Source organism: Blastomonas sp. 34TW (genome assembly GCF_059803595.1).
Window position 1 is genome coordinate 1 of sequence record NZ_JAPFGW010000023.1, and the last position, 18821, is coordinate 18821.

Annotated in this window: 18 protein-coding genes; 16 read left to right on the plus strand and 2 right to left on the minus strand. The window is 64.1% G+C overall.

What is annotated here, in order from left to right:
• From OPU69_RS18880 to OPU69_RS18950, 15 genes are all read left to right on the plus strand, one after another.
• The coding region (locus OPU69_RS18880; protein ID WP_498513041.1) for a hypothetical protein at nucleotides 1–315 on the plus strand (315 nt) is incomplete at its 5' end.
• Complete coding sequence (locus OPU69_RS18885; RefSeq protein ID WP_498513043.1) at nucleotides 302–523, plus strand: hypothetical protein; 222 nt, start codon at nucleotides 302–304, stop codon at nucleotides 521–523. The genes OPU69_RS18880 and OPU69_RS18885, both read left to right, overlap by 14 nt.
• Complete coding sequence (locus tag OPU69_RS18890) at nucleotides 520–951, plus strand: gp436 family protein (RefSeq protein WP_498513045.1); 432 nt, start codon at nucleotides 520–522, stop codon at nucleotides 949–951. Before OPU69_RS18885 ends, OPU69_RS18890 begins: the two co-directional genes overlap by 4 nt.
• On the plus strand, nucleotides 948–1382 hold the full coding sequence (locus tag OPU69_RS18895) for a phage tail terminator protein (protein WP_498513047.1): 435 nt from the start codon (nucleotides 948–950) through the stop codon (nucleotides 1380–1382). Before OPU69_RS18890 ends, OPU69_RS18895 begins: the two co-directional genes overlap by 4 nt.
• Nucleotides 1382–1546 (plus strand): hypothetical protein, encoded by a 165-nt coding sequence (locus OPU69_RS18900; RefSeq protein ID WP_498513049.1) that lies wholly within the window; start codon nucleotides 1382–1384, stop codon nucleotides 1544–1546. The genes OPU69_RS18895 and OPU69_RS18900 overlap by 1 nt, the downstream gene beginning before the upstream one ends.
• Nucleotides 1547–1549: 3 nt before the next feature.
• Nucleotides 1550–2479, plus strand: a complete 930-nt coding sequence (locus tag OPU69_RS18905) for a phage tail tube protein (protein WP_498513051.1) — start codon at nucleotides 1550–1552, stop codon at nucleotides 2477–2479.
• A gap of 32 nt (nucleotides 2480–2511) precedes the next feature.
• Nucleotides 2512–2841 (plus strand): hypothetical protein, encoded by a 330-nt coding sequence (locus OPU69_RS18910; RefSeq protein ID WP_498513053.1) that lies wholly within the window; start codon nucleotides 2512–2514, stop codon nucleotides 2839–2841.
• Nucleotides 2842–2927: 86 nt separating this feature from the next.
• The gene (locus tag OPU69_RS18915) at nucleotides 2928–3197 is read left to right on the plus strand and encodes a DUF1799 domain-containing protein (protein ID WP_498513055.1); all 270 of its coding nucleotides are present in this window, start codon (nucleotides 2928–2930) and stop codon (nucleotides 3195–3197) included.
• Between the two features lie 4 nt (nucleotides 3198–3201).
• Nucleotides 3202–6909 (plus strand): coiled-coil domain-containing protein, encoded by a 3708-nt coding sequence (locus OPU69_RS18920; protein WP_498513057.1) that lies wholly within the window; start codon nucleotides 3202–3204, stop codon nucleotides 6907–6909.
• A complete protein-coding gene (locus OPU69_RS18925) occupies nucleotides 6909–11144 on the plus strand; it encodes a hypothetical protein (protein WP_498513059.1) in 4236 nt (1411 codons plus the stop codon). The genes OPU69_RS18920 and OPU69_RS18925 overlap by 1 nt, the downstream gene beginning before the upstream one ends.
• A gap of 34 nt (nucleotides 11145–11178) precedes the next feature.
• Nucleotides 11179–12789 (plus strand): tail fiber domain-containing protein, encoded by a 1611-nt coding sequence (locus OPU69_RS18930; protein ID WP_498513061.1) that lies wholly within the window; start codon nucleotides 11179–11181, stop codon nucleotides 12787–12789.
• Nucleotides 12786–13145, plus strand: a complete 360-nt coding sequence (locus OPU69_RS18935; protein WP_498513063.1) for a hypothetical protein — start codon at nucleotides 12786–12788, stop codon at nucleotides 13143–13145. The genes OPU69_RS18930 and OPU69_RS18935 overlap by 4 nt, the downstream gene beginning before the upstream one ends.
• A complete protein-coding gene (locus OPU69_RS18940; RefSeq protein WP_498513065.1) occupies nucleotides 13145–13915 on the plus strand; it encodes a hypothetical protein in 771 nt (256 codons plus the stop codon). The genes OPU69_RS18935 and OPU69_RS18940 overlap by 1 nt, the downstream gene beginning before the upstream one ends.
• A 191-nt stretch (nucleotides 13916–14106) precedes the next feature.
• A complete protein-coding gene (locus tag OPU69_RS18945) occupies nucleotides 14107–14874 on the plus strand; it encodes a DNA adenine methylase (protein WP_498513067.1) in 768 nt (255 codons plus the stop codon).
• Nucleotides 14875–15288: 414 nt separating this feature from the next.
• Nucleotides 15289–16209, plus strand: coding sequence for an oxidoreductase (locus OPU69_RS18950; protein ID WP_498513069.1), 921 nt, complete (start codon nucleotides 15289–15291; stop codon nucleotides 16207–16209).
• A 77-nt stretch (nucleotides 16210–16286) separates the two neighbouring features.
• Here OPU69_RS18950 and OPU69_RS18955 read toward each other — a convergent pair whose 3' ends face one another.
• Nucleotides 16287–17276: a hypothetical protein gene (locus OPU69_RS18955; protein ID WP_498513071.1), complete on the minus strand. Its 990-nt coding sequence runs from the start codon at nucleotides 17274–17276 to the stop codon at nucleotides 16287–16289.
• 165 nt (nucleotides 17277–17441) lie between these two features.
• On the opposite strand from OPU69_RS18955, the gene OPU69_RS18960 reads away from it, so the two are divergent.
• Nucleotides 17442–18041 carry a phosphatase PAP2 family protein gene (locus tag OPU69_RS18960; protein WP_498513073.1) on the plus strand — a complete coding sequence of 200 codons (600 nt, stop codon included), beginning with the start codon at nucleotides 17442–17444 and terminating at the stop codon, nucleotides 18039–18041.
• Nucleotide 18042: 1 nt separating this feature from the next.
• Here OPU69_RS18960 and OPU69_RS18965 read toward each other — a convergent pair whose 3' ends face one another.
• Complete coding sequence (locus tag OPU69_RS18965; RefSeq protein ID WP_498513075.1) at nucleotides 18043–18687, minus strand: YoaK family protein; 645 nt, start codon at nucleotides 18685–18687, stop codon at nucleotides 18043–18045.
• Nucleotides 18688–18821: the final 134 nt, after the last annotated feature.

Below are 18821 nucleotides of genomic sequence, written 5' to 3' on the forward strand. Positions count from 1 at the left end.
GCGGTCGGAGCCGCTGCGGCACCACCTGAGGCGAACAAGGGCGATGGCGACGGAGCTAAAGCAGAGCTCATCGCTGCGATCGCCGGTTTTACGCAAAATGTGGCGCTCCCGGAACCGCACGAACTTGTGATCGTCAAAGGCGACCATCTGAAGGTCGTCGGCCCCAAGACGGGACGCTGGCGCGCAGGCCGTCATTTCGGGCCGGTTGCCACCTTTGTGCCGATCGAAGAACTGACGGAAGAGCAGATCATCGCCATCCAGGGCGATCCGATGCTTCTCTGCACGCTCGCGAGTGCCCCCGATGTTCCGGCCTGACCCACAGCTGCCTGCCGAGACGGCCAGTCATTTCCACAATGTTCGCGCGCAGCTGCGCCGCGACATTGTCGCGCTGCGCGATTCCCACGAACCGTCGCGCTATGACGAGGAGCAGCTCGACAAGGCCAGCCACCATTTCGACAAGGCATTTGCGGCGCTGCTAACGGCCATCCCATCCCTGCCGCGCGACCCGGCGGATGACCGATGACCTATGCCACGCTCGCCAGCTTGGTCGCGCGCTACGGCGCAGACATGCTCGTCGATCTCACCGATCGGGCCGATCCGCCCACAGGTGAGATCGACGAGGCGACCATCAGCGCTGCGCTCGACCAGGCAGACGCGATGATCGACGGCTATCTCGCCGGTCGATATCAGCTCCCGCTTGTCGAAACACCTCCGCGTGTGACCGCGCTCGCTGAAGAAATCGCCATCTGGCGGCTGCATCGCTATGCGCCTGATGCCAAGATCGAGGCCGACTACAAGCAGGCGATCGCCAGCCTGCGTGATATCGCCAATGGCACGCAGCGACTGCCGCTGCCGCTCGGCGGAGAGCCGGAAGACAGCGGCGCAGGCGGCGTGACGGTCACCGATCGTGAGCGCCCGATGACGGCAGACAATCTGCGCGGGTTCATATGATCGAACAGGTCATAGCCCGCCTCGAGCAAACTGTGCCCGATCTTGACGGCCGCGTCCGTGAGGCAGCCAGGCTCGCGCAGCTGATGGAAAAAGGCCAGCTGCCGCAAGCCGGGTTCACGGCCTTCGTGCTGCCCGGTGCGCTGCGGGGCGGCGCGTCCACGGCGGCCGCTGGCATGTTCCGCCAGGCCATCAGCCGAACCGTCAGCGTGATGCTGGTGATGCGCGTAGCCGGAGACGCCAAGGGCACAACAGCCCTGGATCGCATTCAGCCGGTGATCGACGCCTGTGTCCTGGCGATCTGTGGCTGGACGCCAGACGAAGAGACGATCGGCTTGTTCACGCTCACTGGCGGTGAACTGACCAGCCTGACCAACGGCACGCTCACCTACGTGCTCGATTTCTCCATCAACGACCAGCTGAGGATCACCTGATGAGCCGCAAAGCCCCCGAGCCGGAAACGCCCCCTGCCGACGACAAGATCGACGAAACCCCGCCGCCTTTGACCGCGCCGGAATGGCCGCAGAGCGGCGGCAGCTACATGCGCATGGCCGATGGCAGCCTCGTTGCCGTTGCCGCAGAAGAGAAGGAGGGCTGATCGATGACGATCAAGTGGCGCAGCAAGATCATCCTGGCCAAGATGGAAACCACCTACGGCACCGACCCGGTACCGGCAGGCCTGAACGGCATGCTTATGACCAATGTCGAGATGCGGCCGATGGAAGGTCAGGACGTCGAGCGCAATGTCGAGCGGCCTTGGCTGGGGCAGAGCGAGCGCTTCCCGAGCGGGCTCTATGTGATGCTCACCGGCTCGGTCGAGCTGGTCGGCAGCGGCACCGCTGGCACTGCGCCCGCCTGGGCTCCGCTGATGCGGGCTTGTGCTGCCGCCGAGGTCATCACCGCCGCCACCAGCGTCGAATACTCGCCGATCAGCGACTCGCACGAAAGCTGCGCGCTATATTTCTGGATCGGGGCGACACGGCACGTCATCACCGGCGTTCGCGGCACCGCCGTGCTCTCGCTGTCCGCGACCGGCATTCCGACCGCACGCTTCACGCTCACCGGCCTGTACCTGAAGCCGACCGAAGCGGCGCGCGTCACGCCGACGCTGACCGGCTTTCAGCTGCCACAGGTGGCCAGCAAGACCAACACGCCGGTGTTCACGATCGGCGGTGCGTCGTTCGTACTGCGCAACTATGAGCTCGATCTCGGCAACGACGTCCAGCCGCGCATGCTGATCGGCCAGGAGCAGATCATCATCGTCAATCGTGCCGAGCGCCTCCGCGCCCAGGTCGAGGCGGTACCGCTCAGCACCTATGATCCGTTCGCCAAGGCGGAATCGCAAGAGCCGAGCGCCGTGGTCATCGAGCATGGCACCGTGGCTGGCCGCAAGGTCAGGATCGAGGCGGGCTATGCCACCCAGGCGCGGCTCTCCGGCTATGCCAATGAGCAGGAAATCCTGGAATGGCCGCTCGAATTCACGCCGACGCCGTCCGCTGGCAACGACCAGTGGAAAATCACCCTTACCTGATCCCGTAAACCTGCCCCGAAAGGTCCCTTCCTATGTTCATCGTCGATGAAAACCCCGAGTTTACCCGCAAGGTGAAGGTCCTGGTGCCCACCAACGGCGGGCACCAGCAGCAGGATTTCACCGCGACGTTTCGCGTCGTTCCGGTGGACGAATCCGCTCAGTTCGATCTCACGACATCCAGCGGCGTGCTCGACATGATCAAGCACGTGCTCGTTCGCTGCGACGGCCTTGGAAATCGCTCGAAAGAGCCGGTCGAATGGAACGACCAGGTCCGCGATCAGCTGCTCGCAAAACCTTACACCCGCTCGCCGATCCTGGCGGCCTATTTCGCCGCCATCAACGGTGAGCGCGAGGGAAACTAAAGGCTGCGGCCCGGTACTGGGCTGGCGAGCGGCAGGATGATTATTCGGAAGCCGCTGAGGATCTGCGCCGCGAAGGCCTGCACGAATTGGCAGACGAGATCGCGACGGCCGAGGCAAGCGACAAGTTCGGTGTCTGGGCGGAGAACTGGCCTGCGCTGCTCGCTTTCCTCGCGGTCGATACGCAGTGGCGCGCGGTGCCGATGGGCATGGGCGGCATGTACTGGATGGGCCTCGACTACACCGCCGCAACCGCAGGCCTGGCAGCGGCGGGCATCAAGGTGACGCCCGCGCTTTGGTCGGATTTGAAGGTGATGGAGCGCGCTGGTCGCGATGCTCTGAACGGCATCAAGGGATGACGGCATGACCGTGATGAAGGCAGGACTGCTGATCTCGGCCGAGAGCGAACAGGCTCAGGCCGAGATCGCACGCCTTGAAGCCGAGATCGCCAAGATCAGCGGTACGGCCGTCGCTGCCACGGGACAGCTGACCGGCGCATCGGCTGAGCTCCAGACCGCCCGCAACCGGCTGCTCAGCCAGTTCGATCCGCTGATCGCAGCGCAGCTCCGCCACAATGAGACGGTCGCAGAAGCGATCCGCCTTGCCCAGGGCGGCGCGCTCTCGGCCGCAGAGCTGGCCAAGGTCAATGCCGGTGCCGCCGCCGAGCTGCAACGCGCGACGATCGCCGCCGGTCAGCATGCCAACGGGCTCCAGAATGTCCGTATTGGCATGCAGCAGCTGGGCTTTCAGGCTGGCGATTTCACGACACAGGTGGCCATGGGGCAGAACGCCCTGATCGCGTTCGCGGTGCAGAGCCAGCAGGCGGTGGGTGCGCTCCAGCTGATCGCCGGTTCTAGCGACCAGGCGAAAGGCAAGCTGGCTGCCTTCGCCAGCTTCATGGGCGGGCCGTGGGGCATTGCGCTGGGAATCGCCCTGCCGATCATCGCCATCCTCGGCACCAAGCTGCTCGAAGCGGGTGATGCGTCCGACACGGCCAAGGCCTCGACGATCGACTTTACCGATACGCTGGTGGCGCGCACCGGTGCGGTGGACAATTTCCGGGCTGCGATCGAGCAGCTCAACGGATCAACCCGTTCGCTGATTAGTACCCAGGCGCTGATGATCGACAGCACCCTGCAATATGCGCAGGCCTCGATGGCGAACATCGACCAGCAGATTGAGCAGCAAAAGCGGGCATTGCAGCAGACCCAGGCGAACGCGCCTGGCACAATCGAGAACCTGTTTTTCGGCGGTACGATCGCCAACCAGCGCCAGCAAGCCTCGATCCGGGCATCTATCGCCGAGCTCCAGAGCGCGCGCCGGGGCTTTGAGCAGAGCGCACAGGAGGCACGAGTAGCGCTGGAAAGGCGGACCGCGATCGAGGCCGCTGATCCTGTTGCAGGCCAGCGCGCAGAGATTGAACGCCAACAGGCTCGGTTGACGCAGCAGCGACTGGACAGCCAACGCCGGATGAGCGGCATGATAGCGCCGATGTCGGACAATGAGCAGAACATTTCCGCTGCGGAGTTTCAGCGGCAATATTCAGCGCTCGAAAGGCAGAAGGCCGCCCTCAACGACAAGCCTGACAAACCGAACAATCGTAGGTCGGAAGCGGCCGCCCGTGCCGTGGTCCGCCTGAACGAACAGGCGGAGAGCTATGCCGAGCGCACCGCCGATGCGATCGCCAAAATCAACGATCAGTGGACCGAACAGCCATCGCGCATTCAGCAGGCCAATGACGCGACGCGCAAGCTGAATGCGATAATCCGCGAAGCCCAGGACAAGCTGGAAAAGAAGGGCCTCGGCAAGGAACAGATCGCCCAGCTGCAAGGCTCGATCACAAGCGCGCAGGCCGCGTTGGCTTCCGTCGCCCAAGGCATCCAGAAGCCGTTTCGCGATATGGTGGAGCAGTCGGAGCGGCAGCGGGACGTCCAGCTGCTGATCCTGCAGGGCCGCGAACGCGAGGCGGAGGTTCTCGCCCGCACGCAGCAGCTTTCCGACCAGATCGGCACCGTCACCAGCGCGCAGCGCGCCGAGGTCGAGCGGATCGTGGCCGAGGAAGAGCGCCTCAACGAGCTGCTGTCCCGCCGTGAGGATATTCTCGGGATTTACAACCAGGCGATCGGCGGTCTCCGTTCGAGCCTGGAGGAGCTGTTCTCCGGCGGTTCGGCAGGCAATTTCTTCAAGAGCATCCGCCAGAACGCGCGCCAGCTCCAGGGCCAGCTGCTCACCGAACAGCTGTTCGGCGGGTCGCTGCGCGAACTGGAAAAGAAGCTCCGCCAACAAACCGGCATGGAGGGTGCGGTCGAGGTTCTGGAGCGCCAGACGCGCGGCGCTGGCGACCAGATGCAAAGTGCTGGGCAAGCTGCAGCAACCTTCGCCAGCTCGCTCAATACGGCAGCTGCGCAAATCAGGAATGCCAATACCGGGATAACGTCGGCAGCTGCGGTCCATGCCGGGATCGCCACTGGTTCCATGGGCACGGCCTCTGGGGCTGGCGTTAGCAATGGCGAGATCGTGGTAAGGGCACGGACACGGGTTAAGGGGCCAGAAGACGGTCTCGCAAAGGCATTCGACGGAACCGTGGTTGGCCTGAGTCCCAATGAGTTTTTGCGACTCATGGCCGAGGCGCAGACCAATCCGCTAATGTCTAAGCTCGACGAGATTTTCGGCCTGAATTTTTTCCGCAGGCTGTCTCAAACCGCATCCGGCACGCTCTATGGTTTTCAGACGGGAGGCCCCGTTGGTGCTGTTCTCGGTGGCATTCAGGGCTTGGTCCGTGACCTTGGCAACGGCGGCAAGATCAACGCCTCCTGGGCGGAAACCATCTCGAAATCCCTTGGTGCAGGCCTCGAAGGTGCGCAGACCGGCCAGCAGGTGGCAGCTTTCGGCAAGATGCTAGGAATCAAGACGAGTTCGACCGGTGGCTCGATCGGTGGCGCGATCGGCGCGATGTCGGGCATCCCCGGCGGCGATATCATCGGCTCGATCGCGGGCAGCTTGATCGGTGGCGTGCTCAAAAGCTCCAAGCGCGGCACTGCGACTGTAGGGGCCGTGAACGGCTCGGCCGAGGTCACCGGCACGCGCGGCAACAGCGCAAGCCGGATCAGCGCAGCCAAGGGTCTGGCGGGAGGCGCGCTCGATGCGCTCGATCAGATCATTGCCGCCCTCGATGGCGAGCTGGGATCGTTCTCCGGCTCGATCGGCATCCGCAACAAGAAGTTCGTCGTCGATCCTACAGGCCAGGGCCGGACCAAGGGCTCGGGCGTTCAGAAGTTTGATTCGGAGGCGGATGCACAGGCTGCATTGCTGCGCGACCTGATCGCTGACGGGGCCGTCAAGGGCATCTCAGCGGCGGTTCAGAAGGCGCTGGGATCGTCGCCTGATGTCGAAAAGGCCATGAAAGAAGCACTGGCCGTGCAGGACGTCGAGCAGCTGCTCGGCGGGCTCACCGGCCAATGGGCCAAGGCGTTCCGGGAATTCGAGGCTCAGGCGTCAGAGCGGCTGCGAATCGCGCGCCAGTACGGCTTCGATGTCGCGGCGCTGGAAGCGCGCAACGCGGAAGATCGGCTGAAGCTGCAGCAGAAGCTGCTCACCGATCAGATCGGCGGCCTTCAGGACCTGATCACCGAAATGACCTCGGGCTCGCTGTTCGAGGGCAGCGCTGTCGATCGCCGGACCGCGATCCTCGCCGAGATAGAAAAGGCGCGCGCGGCCCTCGCCAAGGGCGAGGAGGGCGCTGGCGACCGTCTGGCGCAGCTCTATCGCGATCTCAACGAGGTATCGAAGTCCGTCTATGGCACCACCGGCGGCTTCGCACAGGACCGTTCGAACATCCTCGACCAGGCGCGCGCCGCGATCGCCGAAACCAACGCGCGCATTCAGCAGGCCAGAGGCGGCGGCGATCCGGCCGTCGTCAGCGCGCTCGATGAAAACAACGACCAGAATGCGCAGATCATCGCTGCGCTGAGCGATCAGAACAGTTGGCTGGCGAGCATTGCAACCGATCTGGCTGTGACCACCAAGGGTGCGAATTACGATCGCATCATCAACACGGTGCGCACGAGCTGATGGCTGCGCGGATCATCCTGGTCGAAGCATGGCCGCGCCGCATTGCCGATGGCGTTGCGGAACCTGTGCGCCTGGCCGGTGGTGGTTCGGCCAAGCCGTACCGGTACAACAATCAGCGCTGGCTGGCAGGAATCGCTGCGCTGCCGACGATCATCGCTGGCCTGTCGTTCGACGGCGACAATCTTAGCGCTGGCGCGATACCGCAAGCGCTCGAATTCTCCTGGGCCTCGACCAGGGCATCTGACCTGACCAGCCTCGCGTCCGGCTATCTCTGGCCAGATGCCGCTGTCACGATCCGTGTTGGGCCGGAAGGCACGCTGCCGCCCGTAGTGCTCACCGGCAAGGTGGTCGATGCCAGCTCGGCCGATGGCCAGTTGCGCATCGTGCTTGCCGACCCGGCCGCAGCGCTGCGGTTGCCGGTACTGACCGATCGCTTCGCCGGAAACGGAGGCCTTGAAGGTCCGGAAGAGTGGAATGGGCGGATCAAGCGGCGCGCCTGGGGCCGTGTCTGGAATGTCGAGGGCGAGCCGATCAACCCGGCCAATAATATCTATTGCTTCGCTGACCCGCGCCGCCCGATCGCCTCGATTGACACTGTGCGCGACTCCGGCGCGCCAGCGGCGGCGCTGACATCGATCGCATGGCAGGGAACTGCTGATGCGACATGGGCAGCGTTGCTCGCGGCAGCCGCTCCCCAGGGCGGCGGTGTCGTTGCGCCGTCGATCGCGTGCGTCAAATGGTGGACGGAACCGGCGGGCACGCTCACGGCCGATCTGCGCGGCGAGATCAGCACCGGTTATGTCGAGACCGCACCGGAAATCGCAGCGAGGCTGGTCGAGACGCGAAGCGGTCCGCCTTTCGTTGCTGGCGCGATCGTCGCGGCGAAGGCGCTGCGACCGGCTGCGTGCGGCGTGCTGGTCGAACGCGACACCGAGACTGTTGCTGCCGTGCTCGACACACTGCTCGGTGGCGTATCACTGATCTGGCGGCTCGATGCTGCCGGTTCGATCGATTTCCGCTCATGGTCCTGGGGTGCTCCGGTCGCCAGCGTGCGGAGCCACCAGATCACGCGGCGCAACACGTTCAAGCCGGTAAAGTCGCGAAAGATCGGCTACCGCGCCAACCAGACCATGATGTCGCGCGGCGATATCGCCGGTATCGTGTTCGCCAGCGATATCAGCTTCGCCGATGGCAGCTCACTTCCCGCTTCCCTCATCACCTATGCCGACGGAAACAACGCGGAGGCGCTGAAGCCTTACGAGCCGAATGCGACAGCGGGCGCGCTCATTCCTGACCCCAGCACCTATGTACCGGGCGATCCGCACCCTGGCTATATCCGGGACTCCGCTGGCAGCGTCCGCAGCCCCGGCGAACTGCTAAACAGCGAGATCGAGCTCGAGGCCGCTGGTCGCCTGACCTATCGCCCGCTGCGAGATGCGCCGCCTGTTGAACTTGGCCGCATAACCCCGCAGGGGCTTGGCGTTGTTACCGAAGCCGCATTCCGCCGCGCCGAGGATGACATCGACCAGATGGCCCGCGCGCTGGCGACGGCGTTGGATGAGGCTTCCTCGACCCGTGCGACCTTCCGCGATGCCGGTTTCTATGTTGACGCTGCCACCGGGCAGATCCGCATTCACGCGATCGAGCAGACCAGGGAACGGGTCAGCACTGCGGAAATCCGGCTCAACGCTGCCGAAGCGAGTATCAACCTTCGAGCCACGACCTCTTATGTGAATGAGCAGATCGCGCTGGCCGTCATTGATCCCAGCCAGATCGCCGAACTGACCGATCTCATCCTGCGCCTTGGTGCGGCAGAGGTCGACATCGATGGCCTGAACGCCACCGTGACGACGCTTGCGACCGTCACCGAGCTGAGCCTTGTGCAGGGCCGCGTGACGAACGCCGAGGAGGCGATCGACGCGCTCGAGGGCACGATCACCACCAAGGTCGATACCACCACCTTTGACCTGCTGGCCACCCGCGTCACCAATGCCGAGACAATCCTGACCGCGATCGGCGACAGCGCCTCGATCGTCAGTGCTGTCTCAGCCATCCGCCTGATCGACAAGGCTCAGCAAGACAACGACGAGGCAGATCTTCGCGCGCTGCTGCTCGGCGACGAGACACGGCGCGAGCAGGTCGCGGCGGTCGCGGCGGCGCGACAGGAACTGACCGCACGCATCATTGAAGGGGATGCGGCTGAGGCAGCGTTCCGACTGGCCCTGCAGGTGCGCGTCGGTGCAGCAGAGGCTTCGCTGGCGACCGAGAGCATAGCACGGGCGACAGGAGACGCCGCGCTGGTGACCCAGATCACACAGCTGGCTGCTAACCTGACCACGGCCACCGGCACCCTGCAGGCGAACATCAACAACGCGAACCAGGCGCGTATCGATGGTGACGCTGCGCTAGCTTCGTCGATTTCTACGCTATCAGCTTCTCTCGACACCGAGTTGGAGAACCTGGCTGCAGCGGTGGAGGATGAAGCACAGGCGCGCGTCGACGGGGATGGCGTTCTTGCCGCAGGCCTTGCCCAGCAGGTGACTGCAGGCCGCGTCGTCGAAGGCCAGGCATCGGAACTGGCAGACCTGCTGCTCGCCTCGCTGCTCAAGAACGACGAGAACCGCCGTGAACTGAACGGCGCGGTCGCAGGAGCGCGGCAAGAGATCACCGCGCAGATCGTGAGCGAGGTAGAGGCGCTTTCGACCCGGATTCTGGCGCTGGTTGCGCGGGTGGCGGGCAATGAGGCTAGTTTCATCAGTGAACAGATCGCGCGGGTCGCAGCCGATGAGTCCATCGTCGCATCGGTTGAGCAGCTGGAATCGCAATTCGAGACGGATACAGCCACGCTCAACGCGGCCATCATTAACGAACAGATCGCGCGGACCAATGCCGTCCAGTCGCTGGCGACTTCGATCACAAACCTGAATGCCAGCTTCACCGGGCAGCTGAGCGCCGAGGCAACTGCTCGCACCAATGCGATTGCGGCAGAGGCCACTACTCGCGCACAGGCAATCTCTGCGGAAACGGCCGCGCGCACGAACTCGGTCAGCACGCTGACCAATGGATTGAACAATGCGCTGGGGCGGCTCGATGATGAGGAACTGGCTCGCCTCCAAGGTGATCAGGCCGAGGCCGATGCACGCGCGGCAGCTCTGACCGCAGAGGCGAATGCTCGCACCGCCGCAATCAACAGCGAGGCTAACGCCCGTATTGCCGCGATCCAAGCAGAGGCCAACGCACGCGGCACGGCTCTGACTGCGGAGGAAAACGCCCGCATCGCTGCGATCAACGCCGAGCGGCAACAGACCCTTGCCGATGTGGCAGCGGAGCGCCAAGCACGCGAGAGCGCGGTCACGACCTTGACCGCCTCGATCAGCAATGAGGCCATAGCACGCGCCAATGCGGATGGCGCGCTCGCAGGCCAGATCAGCACGCTCAGCACAACGGTTGGCAATCAGAGCGCTACCCTGACCCAGTTCGCATCGAGCATCAGCGGCCTGCAAAATCGTTGGGGGGTCAAGTTCGACAACAACGGTCGCGTCACCGGCTTTGTGCTCAATGGCTCCAATCAGGAAGCCACTGCCGATTGGGTCGTCGACCGCTTCCGGCTAATTCATCCCACGTCCGGCTTCGTTTATTTTCAGGCGACCGAGAGTGGCGTCAAAATGAGCAACGTCGAGGTCGACACGCTCAAGGCAGGGATCGTCTCCGCCTCGCGCATGTCCAGTGCGGCAATGGGCGAAACCGCGTTCACCTATATCGAGCCGGCGGTCAGCACCAACGGCTTCAACTGGGTCAATGTGGTCAGCGTCGGAATGACGCCGGTAAATGGTCGCCCGACAAAGCTGATGTTTTCGGCCTTGATCCGGGACATCACTGACGCGAACACGATCATCAAAGTCCGCATCATCCGAGACGATGGGGCGATTATCTACGGCGAATCCGCTCGCCGCACGGGCGCACATCTCAACATCACCGACGAGGGTGTCCCAGTCTGCATCCCCATCATTGACACCGTTGCCGCTGGGCGCGCGACGACTTGGACGCTCCAGATGGCCAAGGTCAACGAACAGAATGTCGTCTGCGAGGCGAGTTTCCGATTTGCCCAGGCCGAAGAACTGAGCCGCGTGAACACGCAGTCGTCGACCATCACACTCGGCGGGGGAACAGGCGGCGAGCCCGGCCCAGGCGTGCCGATCACCAACCCCCCAGGGGGCAGCAACCCGATCCCATGAGCCATCAGCAAATCAATTAAAGGAGCATCCCGCCATGAGTTGGTACAAAACGGGCACCGTCGCCATCAACAACGGCAGCACCACGGTCACTGGCAGCGGCACCGCCTGGGTCGACGATGTTGATGTCGGCGAGGGCATTCTTCTGCCTGACAACCGCACCTATGAGATCACGGGAGTGGTCTCGAACACCTCGCTCACCATTGGGCGAGCATATCTCGGCTCAAATACAAGCGGCCAGGCTTATGAAATTCAGCCGTTCCGTGGCCGCATCGCAGCGCTGACTGCTCGTGTTGACAACCTGCTCAACAGCTTCCAGGCCGTGCGCGACGGTATCGGCGCGGGCCTGTTCCCCGATGGATCGGCAGCAACGCCTGCGTTCCGGTTTGCGAGTGACCAAGACACTGGCATTTATCGGGGGCTAAGTAATATTCTTGGCTTCTCGACTGGTGGCGTCGGGCGGGTGATCATTGACGACAACGGGAACCTCGGCGTCGGCAATGCCTCTTTCGGCGCTAACGCCAGGCTGGCTGTACTGAGTACTCAGCCTTATGCCGCAACCTTTAACAGCGCTGTGGTCACTGCTTCCAGCACCGCCATCTCTATTGGGGGATACCTGACAGGAGGCGGCGGATCGGGCGGCACTGGCGCGATCCGCGTTTACCACAACCACGCTGCCACAGCGCTCAGCGATATGGCTTTCGAGGTGTCAGGTGGTAACGAAGCCATGCGAATTGCTGGGAATGGCAACGTCGGCATCGGCACGACGTCGCCTGTCGACCCTCTCTCAGTATTGGCGGGTGTTCAGGCCGCTGGCTTCTATCGCAACATCAACGTTATCGCATCTGGCTCGGCTGGAAATTACATCGTCGTTGGCGCGCTAAACGGCACCACACCAACCCCCTCCGCTGCATTTGGAGGGTTCCTAACCGGAGACGCGTCAGGCGGGGCGCTTCAACTGTATGCCCGTTTTGGTGGTGCTCTCGTTGAGCGCTTGCAGATCGAGACCGGAGGAGCAGTGCGGCCAGGCTCGGACAACTCCCAGCCAATAGGTGCCGCCTCTTTCCGCTGGTCCACTGTCTATGCCGTCACCGGCACCATCAACACCTCCGACGAGCGCGAAAAGCACTGGCGCAGCGCGCTGAACGAAGCCGAGCTCCGCGCCGCCAAGCGCATCATCGGCGAGCTGGGCATCTACCAGTGGAACGATGCCGTTGCCGAGAAGGGCGAGGACGGCGCGCGGCTGCATTTCGGGGTCAGGGCGCAGCGTGCGTTCGCGATCATGGAGGACGAGGGGCTGGATTGGAGCCGCTATGCCTGGGCCTGCTACGACCATTGGGAGGAGCAGACCGAGCCGGTGATGGAGGAAGTCACCGTCCCCAAGACGCGCAAGGTCATGCGGCCCAGCACGCTGCTCGATCCCGCCACTGGCCAGCCCGCCATGGTCGAGGTCGACGAGGCCTATGAAGAAACCGAGATGCGCCCAACCGGCGAAACCCGCGTCACGCTGGAAGCGGGCGACCGCTACGGCGTGCGGCCCGACCAGCTGGCGTTCTGGCTGATCGCGGCCCAGGCGGCGATGCAGGCGGAGCTGGAAGGCAGCATCGCAATCCTCGAAGCACGGCTTGCCTCGCTGGAGGCCGCGTGAGCGTCGATCCGCTCTTTGCCCAATGGCTGATGGCTGAAGGCTATTGGCATGTCGGCCAGAGTTCCGTGCTCGCGAATCGCTGGGGTGATAGCGCGGTCGAAACCGAGAGGATGACGGCGCTGGCGAACCTCGCCGATGCTGTCTCTGAAGCGGCCCGCCAGAACAGTTTCCTCGGCGGGCCGCTTGTCGCTGATGAGCATATGCTGAGCGGAGAATTCCGGCAGCATATCGGGCAGGTCATCACCATTACGGGCGATCGGCTCGGCTATGAGCAAGGGTCTGATGTGTTCGTGCTGACCGCCGAGGACGATCTGGCAACTGGCCTGTCCAAGGTCATCGTGTTGAGGCGGCTGTGATGTCCAATCTGCTCATCCTGGTACCCGCTTCGATTGCTGCGATCGCAGCGTCGCGTGGCAGCGACGTGGCAGCCTTGTTGACGGCTGACCCGCGCGACGCGTGGGCCGATAGCGCGGTCAATTCGCCAGCATCGATCGACATCGATTTCGGGGGCGTCATCACGGTCGATACTGTTTTCCTGGGCTATCTCACCGGCGCAGCCGTAGGTGCAACCTGGTCGATCACGGGCGGCACGTCGGGCTATACCAGCGTCACGCTTCAGTCGCACACAACGCTCCGGGTGCCCGATGCCAATGGCCGATTTTCGGCCATCAGCCACGCGTTGTGGCACGGTGAGGCGGTCACGCTGCGCTATCTCCGGATCACTTTGACACAGCCGTCTGGCAATCCTGCGATCTCAGCTGGAGTTGTGCTGGGCGGCAACGCCTTTCAGGCTCAATTTTCGCACGAGTGGGGCGCTGGCCGCCGCGTAATTGACTCGGGCACCGCGACGCCTCTGCCGACAGGAGGTTTCGCGATCGTCGAGGGTGCACGAAAGGGCTCCTTCTCTTGGACCCTTGGCGATTTGGCGCCGGACGAGGTCGAGGAGCTTTACGCCTTGGCGCTTGAGAGCGGCGAAACACGTTCCATTCTCGTTGTGGAAGACCCGGATCGCACTCCGGCGCTGCGGCACCGCATCCATTATGGTCTGTTTGACCGCTTCCGCCCGTACGATCGCCGCGATCCGCGCCGCACGCGCTGGGAGCTTGCCGTCACCGACTGGATTTAGCCTCTCTCGATAAGAGGGAGGCAACGGGCGCGGTAACGCCCGTTGCCGCAGGACGTGACCCTGCACATTGCGCCGACCGGTCGGCGCTCCGTTCCCCCGTCCGTGCTCGGACAGGGGCCATCTAGGTACGAAACATGAAGGACTCGCAAACACTGAACACCGGCCTGGCACCTGTAATGCCCGCAAAGCCCTTGGCCGGATACATAGGCGGCAAGCGCAACCTCGCGCGCCGCGTCATCGATCGGATCGCGCGCATCCCCCACGCACTATATGCGGAGCCGTTCGTTGGCATGGGTGGCATTTTCTTCCGGCGCACGGCCCGGCCGACCGCCGAGGTCATCAACGACATCTCGGCGGACGTCACCAACCTGTTTCGGCTGCTGCAACGCCACTATCAGCAGTTTCTCGACGTGCTCAAATGGCAGATCGCGAGCCGGGCCGAGTTCGACAGGCTGCTCAAGGTCAATCCGGACACCCTGACGGACCTGGAGCGCGCAGCGCGGTTCCTCTACCTTCAGCGGCTCACTTTCGGTGGCAAGGTGGTCGGCCGCAGCTTCGGCGTTCAAACCACGCAAGGGGCCAGCTTCAACCTCACAAAGCTCGTTCCGATGCTGGAGGAGGTCCACGAGCGGCTGGCTGGTGTCGTCATTGAGCGCTTGCCATGGCCTGCCCTGATAGCGCGCTATGACCGGCCGCATGCACTATTCTATCTCGATCCACCCTATTTCGGCAGCGAGACTGACTATGGCGCAGGCGTGTTTTCACAGGACGATTTCAATCGGATGAGTGAGGTGCTGCAGCAGCTGCGCGGCAGGTTCGTCCTTTCGATCAATGACGCACCGGCGATCCGCGATATCTTTAGCTGGGCCGCGATCGAGCCAGTGGAGACGACCTATTCGCTTCAGGGTGGTGACAGGTCGGGCAAGGTGCGAGAGCTCATCATCACCGCCCCAGGCTGATGCAATTTCAGTGCTCTAAAATGTCTTGTTCCAAACGTGAAAGTTGATTGCCATGCCATCGCGCCGCATCGGCTTCAGGATACCCCGGATTTCCGGCGCTCGGGCCGAATGGCCCGACAGAAAAGCCATGTTTGGAGTTCCGCCAAGTTGGGGAGCGATAGCAGCGGTGCATGGCGGTCGTAAGAACCCTCTCATCTGCCGATTTTTCGGGGCTGAGAGGGTTCTCACGCGTCAGGCAAAGACTCTAGGATGTCTTGTTCCAAAATGCCGATTGGCGTCGCGAGACCTGTTTCATCGAATGCCACGCGGCCCCGACCGATCCCACCGAACAGCCCCGAATTCCCACGGGTTTCAGGTCAGATCCCGGTTAACCCCGCATGATCCCGGACTCTAGGTTCTCTTGTTCCCTATCACGTGTCGCCCGAAGGCCGGATCACGCCCGCGTGCCTTGGCATCTGGAACGACGAACAGCGCGATGCGCTCGCGCCGATCGTCGCCGAGATCAAGAAAGCGGGCGCTGTCCCCGGCATCCAGATCGCGCATGCCGGGCGCAAGGCCAGCGCCAATGTGCCCTGGGAGGGCGACGACCATATCGCCGAAGGCGATCCGCGCGGCTGGGAGCCGATCGCGCCGTCGGCGGTTGCGTTCGGCGGTGGCCTCAACCGCACCCCGCGCGAGATGACGCTGGACGATATCGAGCGGGTGAAGGCCGATTTCGTCGCCGCGGCGATCCGCGCGCGCGATGCGGGCTTCGAATGGCTGATGCTGCACTTTGCGCATGGCTATCTCGCGCAGAGCTTCTGGTCGCGCCATTCGAACCAGCGCACCGACCAGTACGGCGGCAGCGCCGAAAATCGCGGTCGCTTCCTGCTCGAAACGCTCGAAGCGGTGCGCGCGGTATGGCCCGAGCATCTTCCGCTTTCGGCGCGCTTCGGCGTGCTCGAATATGACGGCCATGACGAGGAGACACTCAAGGAATCGGTCGCTCTGGTGGGCGAGATGAAGGCGCGCGGGCTCGATTTCATCGATGTCAGCATCGGCTTTTCGACGCCTGCCGCGCAGATCCCCTGGGGTCCGGCGTTCATGGCGCCGATCGCGCGCCGGGTGCGCGAGGAGACGGGCCTGCCCAATGCCACCAGCTGGTACATCGGCACGCCCGAAAACGCCAATCGGATGGTCGCCGATGGCGATGTCGATCTGGTGATGATGGGCCGCCCTCTGCTCGAGAATCCGCACTGGCCCTATCAGGCCGCACGCGAACTCGGCGTCGACAATGCCAGCTGGACGCTGCCCGCGCCTTATGCGCACTGGCTGGCGCGCTATCGCTCAGCCTGACGCAAAAAAGCGCCCAAAAAAAGGGGAGGCGGATCGCCGCCTCCCCGATATGCGCAGGTGTCGTTCCATTCTTGTTATCAGGCTGCGCTCTGCATGCCGTAACCATGGCGCATCAGGAACAGCGCGCGGCGCTTGCGGTTGGCGCGGGTCTTGAACGGGTTGTCGCGGTTCGGGCGCTGCGCGATCAGCGCTTCGAGGCGGCGGTGGTCGATCGGGCTGTCCGGATTGCCCGTGCGCGAGGCAGGCCGGGCAGGCGCGGGATGGGTCACCGGCTGCGCGAAGCTCGCCGTCGCGGGAGCGGCAGCCGCCATGGTCGGTGCTACCGGCGGACGCGCATGCGGCGAGGCAAGGCGGCGATCATATTCCACATCTTCCGCGCGCGCTGCGGCCATCATCGCGGCGCTCTTGCGCGTCCGGGTATGGCGGAGCGCGATCGCGCCACCTCCCACGCCCAGCGCTGCCAGCAGGGCGGCCATCCAACCCCAGACCTCGCCATCGCCTTCGGCCGGTGCGGGCGGGGGAGCCGTCACTTCGGATGTCGGCGTTTCAGTAACGGTGCCACCATTGGTCATCGGAGGAATCGCCGTCAAATCTTCGCCTGCCAGGGTTTCAACCGGATCGGCAATTTCCGCGCCGGTCGCAGGACTCGGATTGGCGGGCTCGGCCTGGGCCAGGCGCGGCGGTGCTGCGCGTTCCGCTGTCTGGGGGCGGGCTGCTCGCGGAGCGGGGGCCGCTTCCACCTCGGCCGTCGGTGCGATCGCAGCCACCGGCACATCCGTCACGGCGGGCGGAGCAACGGGGCTCGCCAGCGGCGTGCCAGGCAGCGCTGCAACGGGCGGCTGGGCCTGGACGGTCGGGGCCTGTGTCGTGGCCACCGGTGCGCTGATGCCCGGAAGCGCCGTCGTTGGCACCAAGGGCTGCGCTGGCTGCGCCTGGGGCAGCGTCGGCGCCACCGTCGGCGTGGTTGCCGGTGCCAGATCCTGCGCCATCAGCGGGGTTGCGGTCAGGGCAAGAACGGCGGCAATCGCGGCCCTTGCCGGGCGAATGGGGTGCGATAGGTTTGTCATGGTAATGCAACAAACGCTCGGGGTCGCACAAAGCGTTCACGCGTTCGTCGCCGTTTACCGGCCAAATGACTTTGCCAACCGGCAGAGCGATTTTTTAGGTCTGCAAGACTGACCTGATTTGCTGCTAAGGCGATAGTGCTGACCTTTGCCCGGGACCCGAACGACATGCGCCGTTCTGCCATTGCACTTGCGATACTTGGCCTGCCTCTGGGCTGCTGGAGCGTCTGGCAGCAGGGTCCGCTGCCGCTCGATCTTGCCATCACGCGCCAGCTGCAGGCGATCATTCCGGCACAGTCCGCCTGGATCGAATGGCTTTCATCGACCGCAGGATGGCCTCTGATCGTGGTCAGCGCCCTGGTGGTGGCGGTCTTTGCCGCATCGCTTGCCGGTTTGCGCGGAGCTGCAGGAGCGCTGATCGGCATTGCGCTCGCCATGGCGGCAGAACGCGGCCTGAGGATGCTGATCTTCGTGCCCCGGCCCGACCCGGCGCTGGTCCAGGTCGCCAAGGCCAGCGCTTCGTCGGGCCTGCCTTCGACCTTCGCGATCTTCTATGGCGCAGGCGCTGCCGCGCTGGTGCTGGCTTCGGCGGGCAAACGCGGGCCGGAAGCGCAGGTCGTTCGCTGGGGTGCCGTCGCCCTGTTGGTCGCAGGGTGCGTGGGCCGTGTCGTGGCGGGCGGCCACTGGACCAGCCAGGTGATCGCCAGCGCGGCCTTGGGTGCTCTGGCCAGTCTTGCCGCAATGCATCTGTTCCGGGTGGTGCGCTGAACTATTCCATCGCGAACCGGGGCAGGGTGGCAATGCCTGCCAGCGCCAGTCCCAGCCCTGCCGATACCGACAAGGCGCTCAACCCCCATGTGCGGAAAGCGAGCGCGCCGAGCAGCGCGCCCGTCACCAGCCCCGCCCAGAGCAGCAGATAGGGCAGCCATTCCCCGCGATGCTCGCGCTGGTGCACACGCGCCAGCGCCTGGCCCAGCTTGACCAGCGTGCCGGTCATATAGGTAAGGCCGATGCTCACTTGCCCTTCGCGCTGGAAAGCGGTGTTCTCCGCACCCATCGCGAGCAGGGTGCAGCCGATCGCCGGAATTGTCATCCCCGCCATGGCGAGGCCTGCCGCCAGCGCGAGCAGCGTGGCGACGAACAGCACCGTCACCGGCAGGCGGGCGCGCACCTCGCAGCGGTTGCCGAGAACCGCGCCCAGAGTCACCCCAGCGACAAAGGTCGCGATCATCGCTGCCGCGATTCCTGCAGCCATTGCATCGCCCACTACGCCCACGGCCATCCGCGTGGAATTGCCCGACATGAAGGCGGTGAAGAAGCCGCCGGTTTCCAGAAAGCCGATGGCATCGACAAAGCCCGCCAGCCCTGCGAGTGCGGCGGCAAGCAGCCAGTGATGGCGCTGATAGCGTGTCATGCCCGAAGCATAGCGCGTTAATCGGGGCAGTGTCATCCGTCGCAAAGCAGTGCGCGGCGGTTTGACAAGTCCAACAGCGCTGCTTATATCGCGCTCCAACACCGGACGCTTCGAGACATGACAGGTTTGCGCGG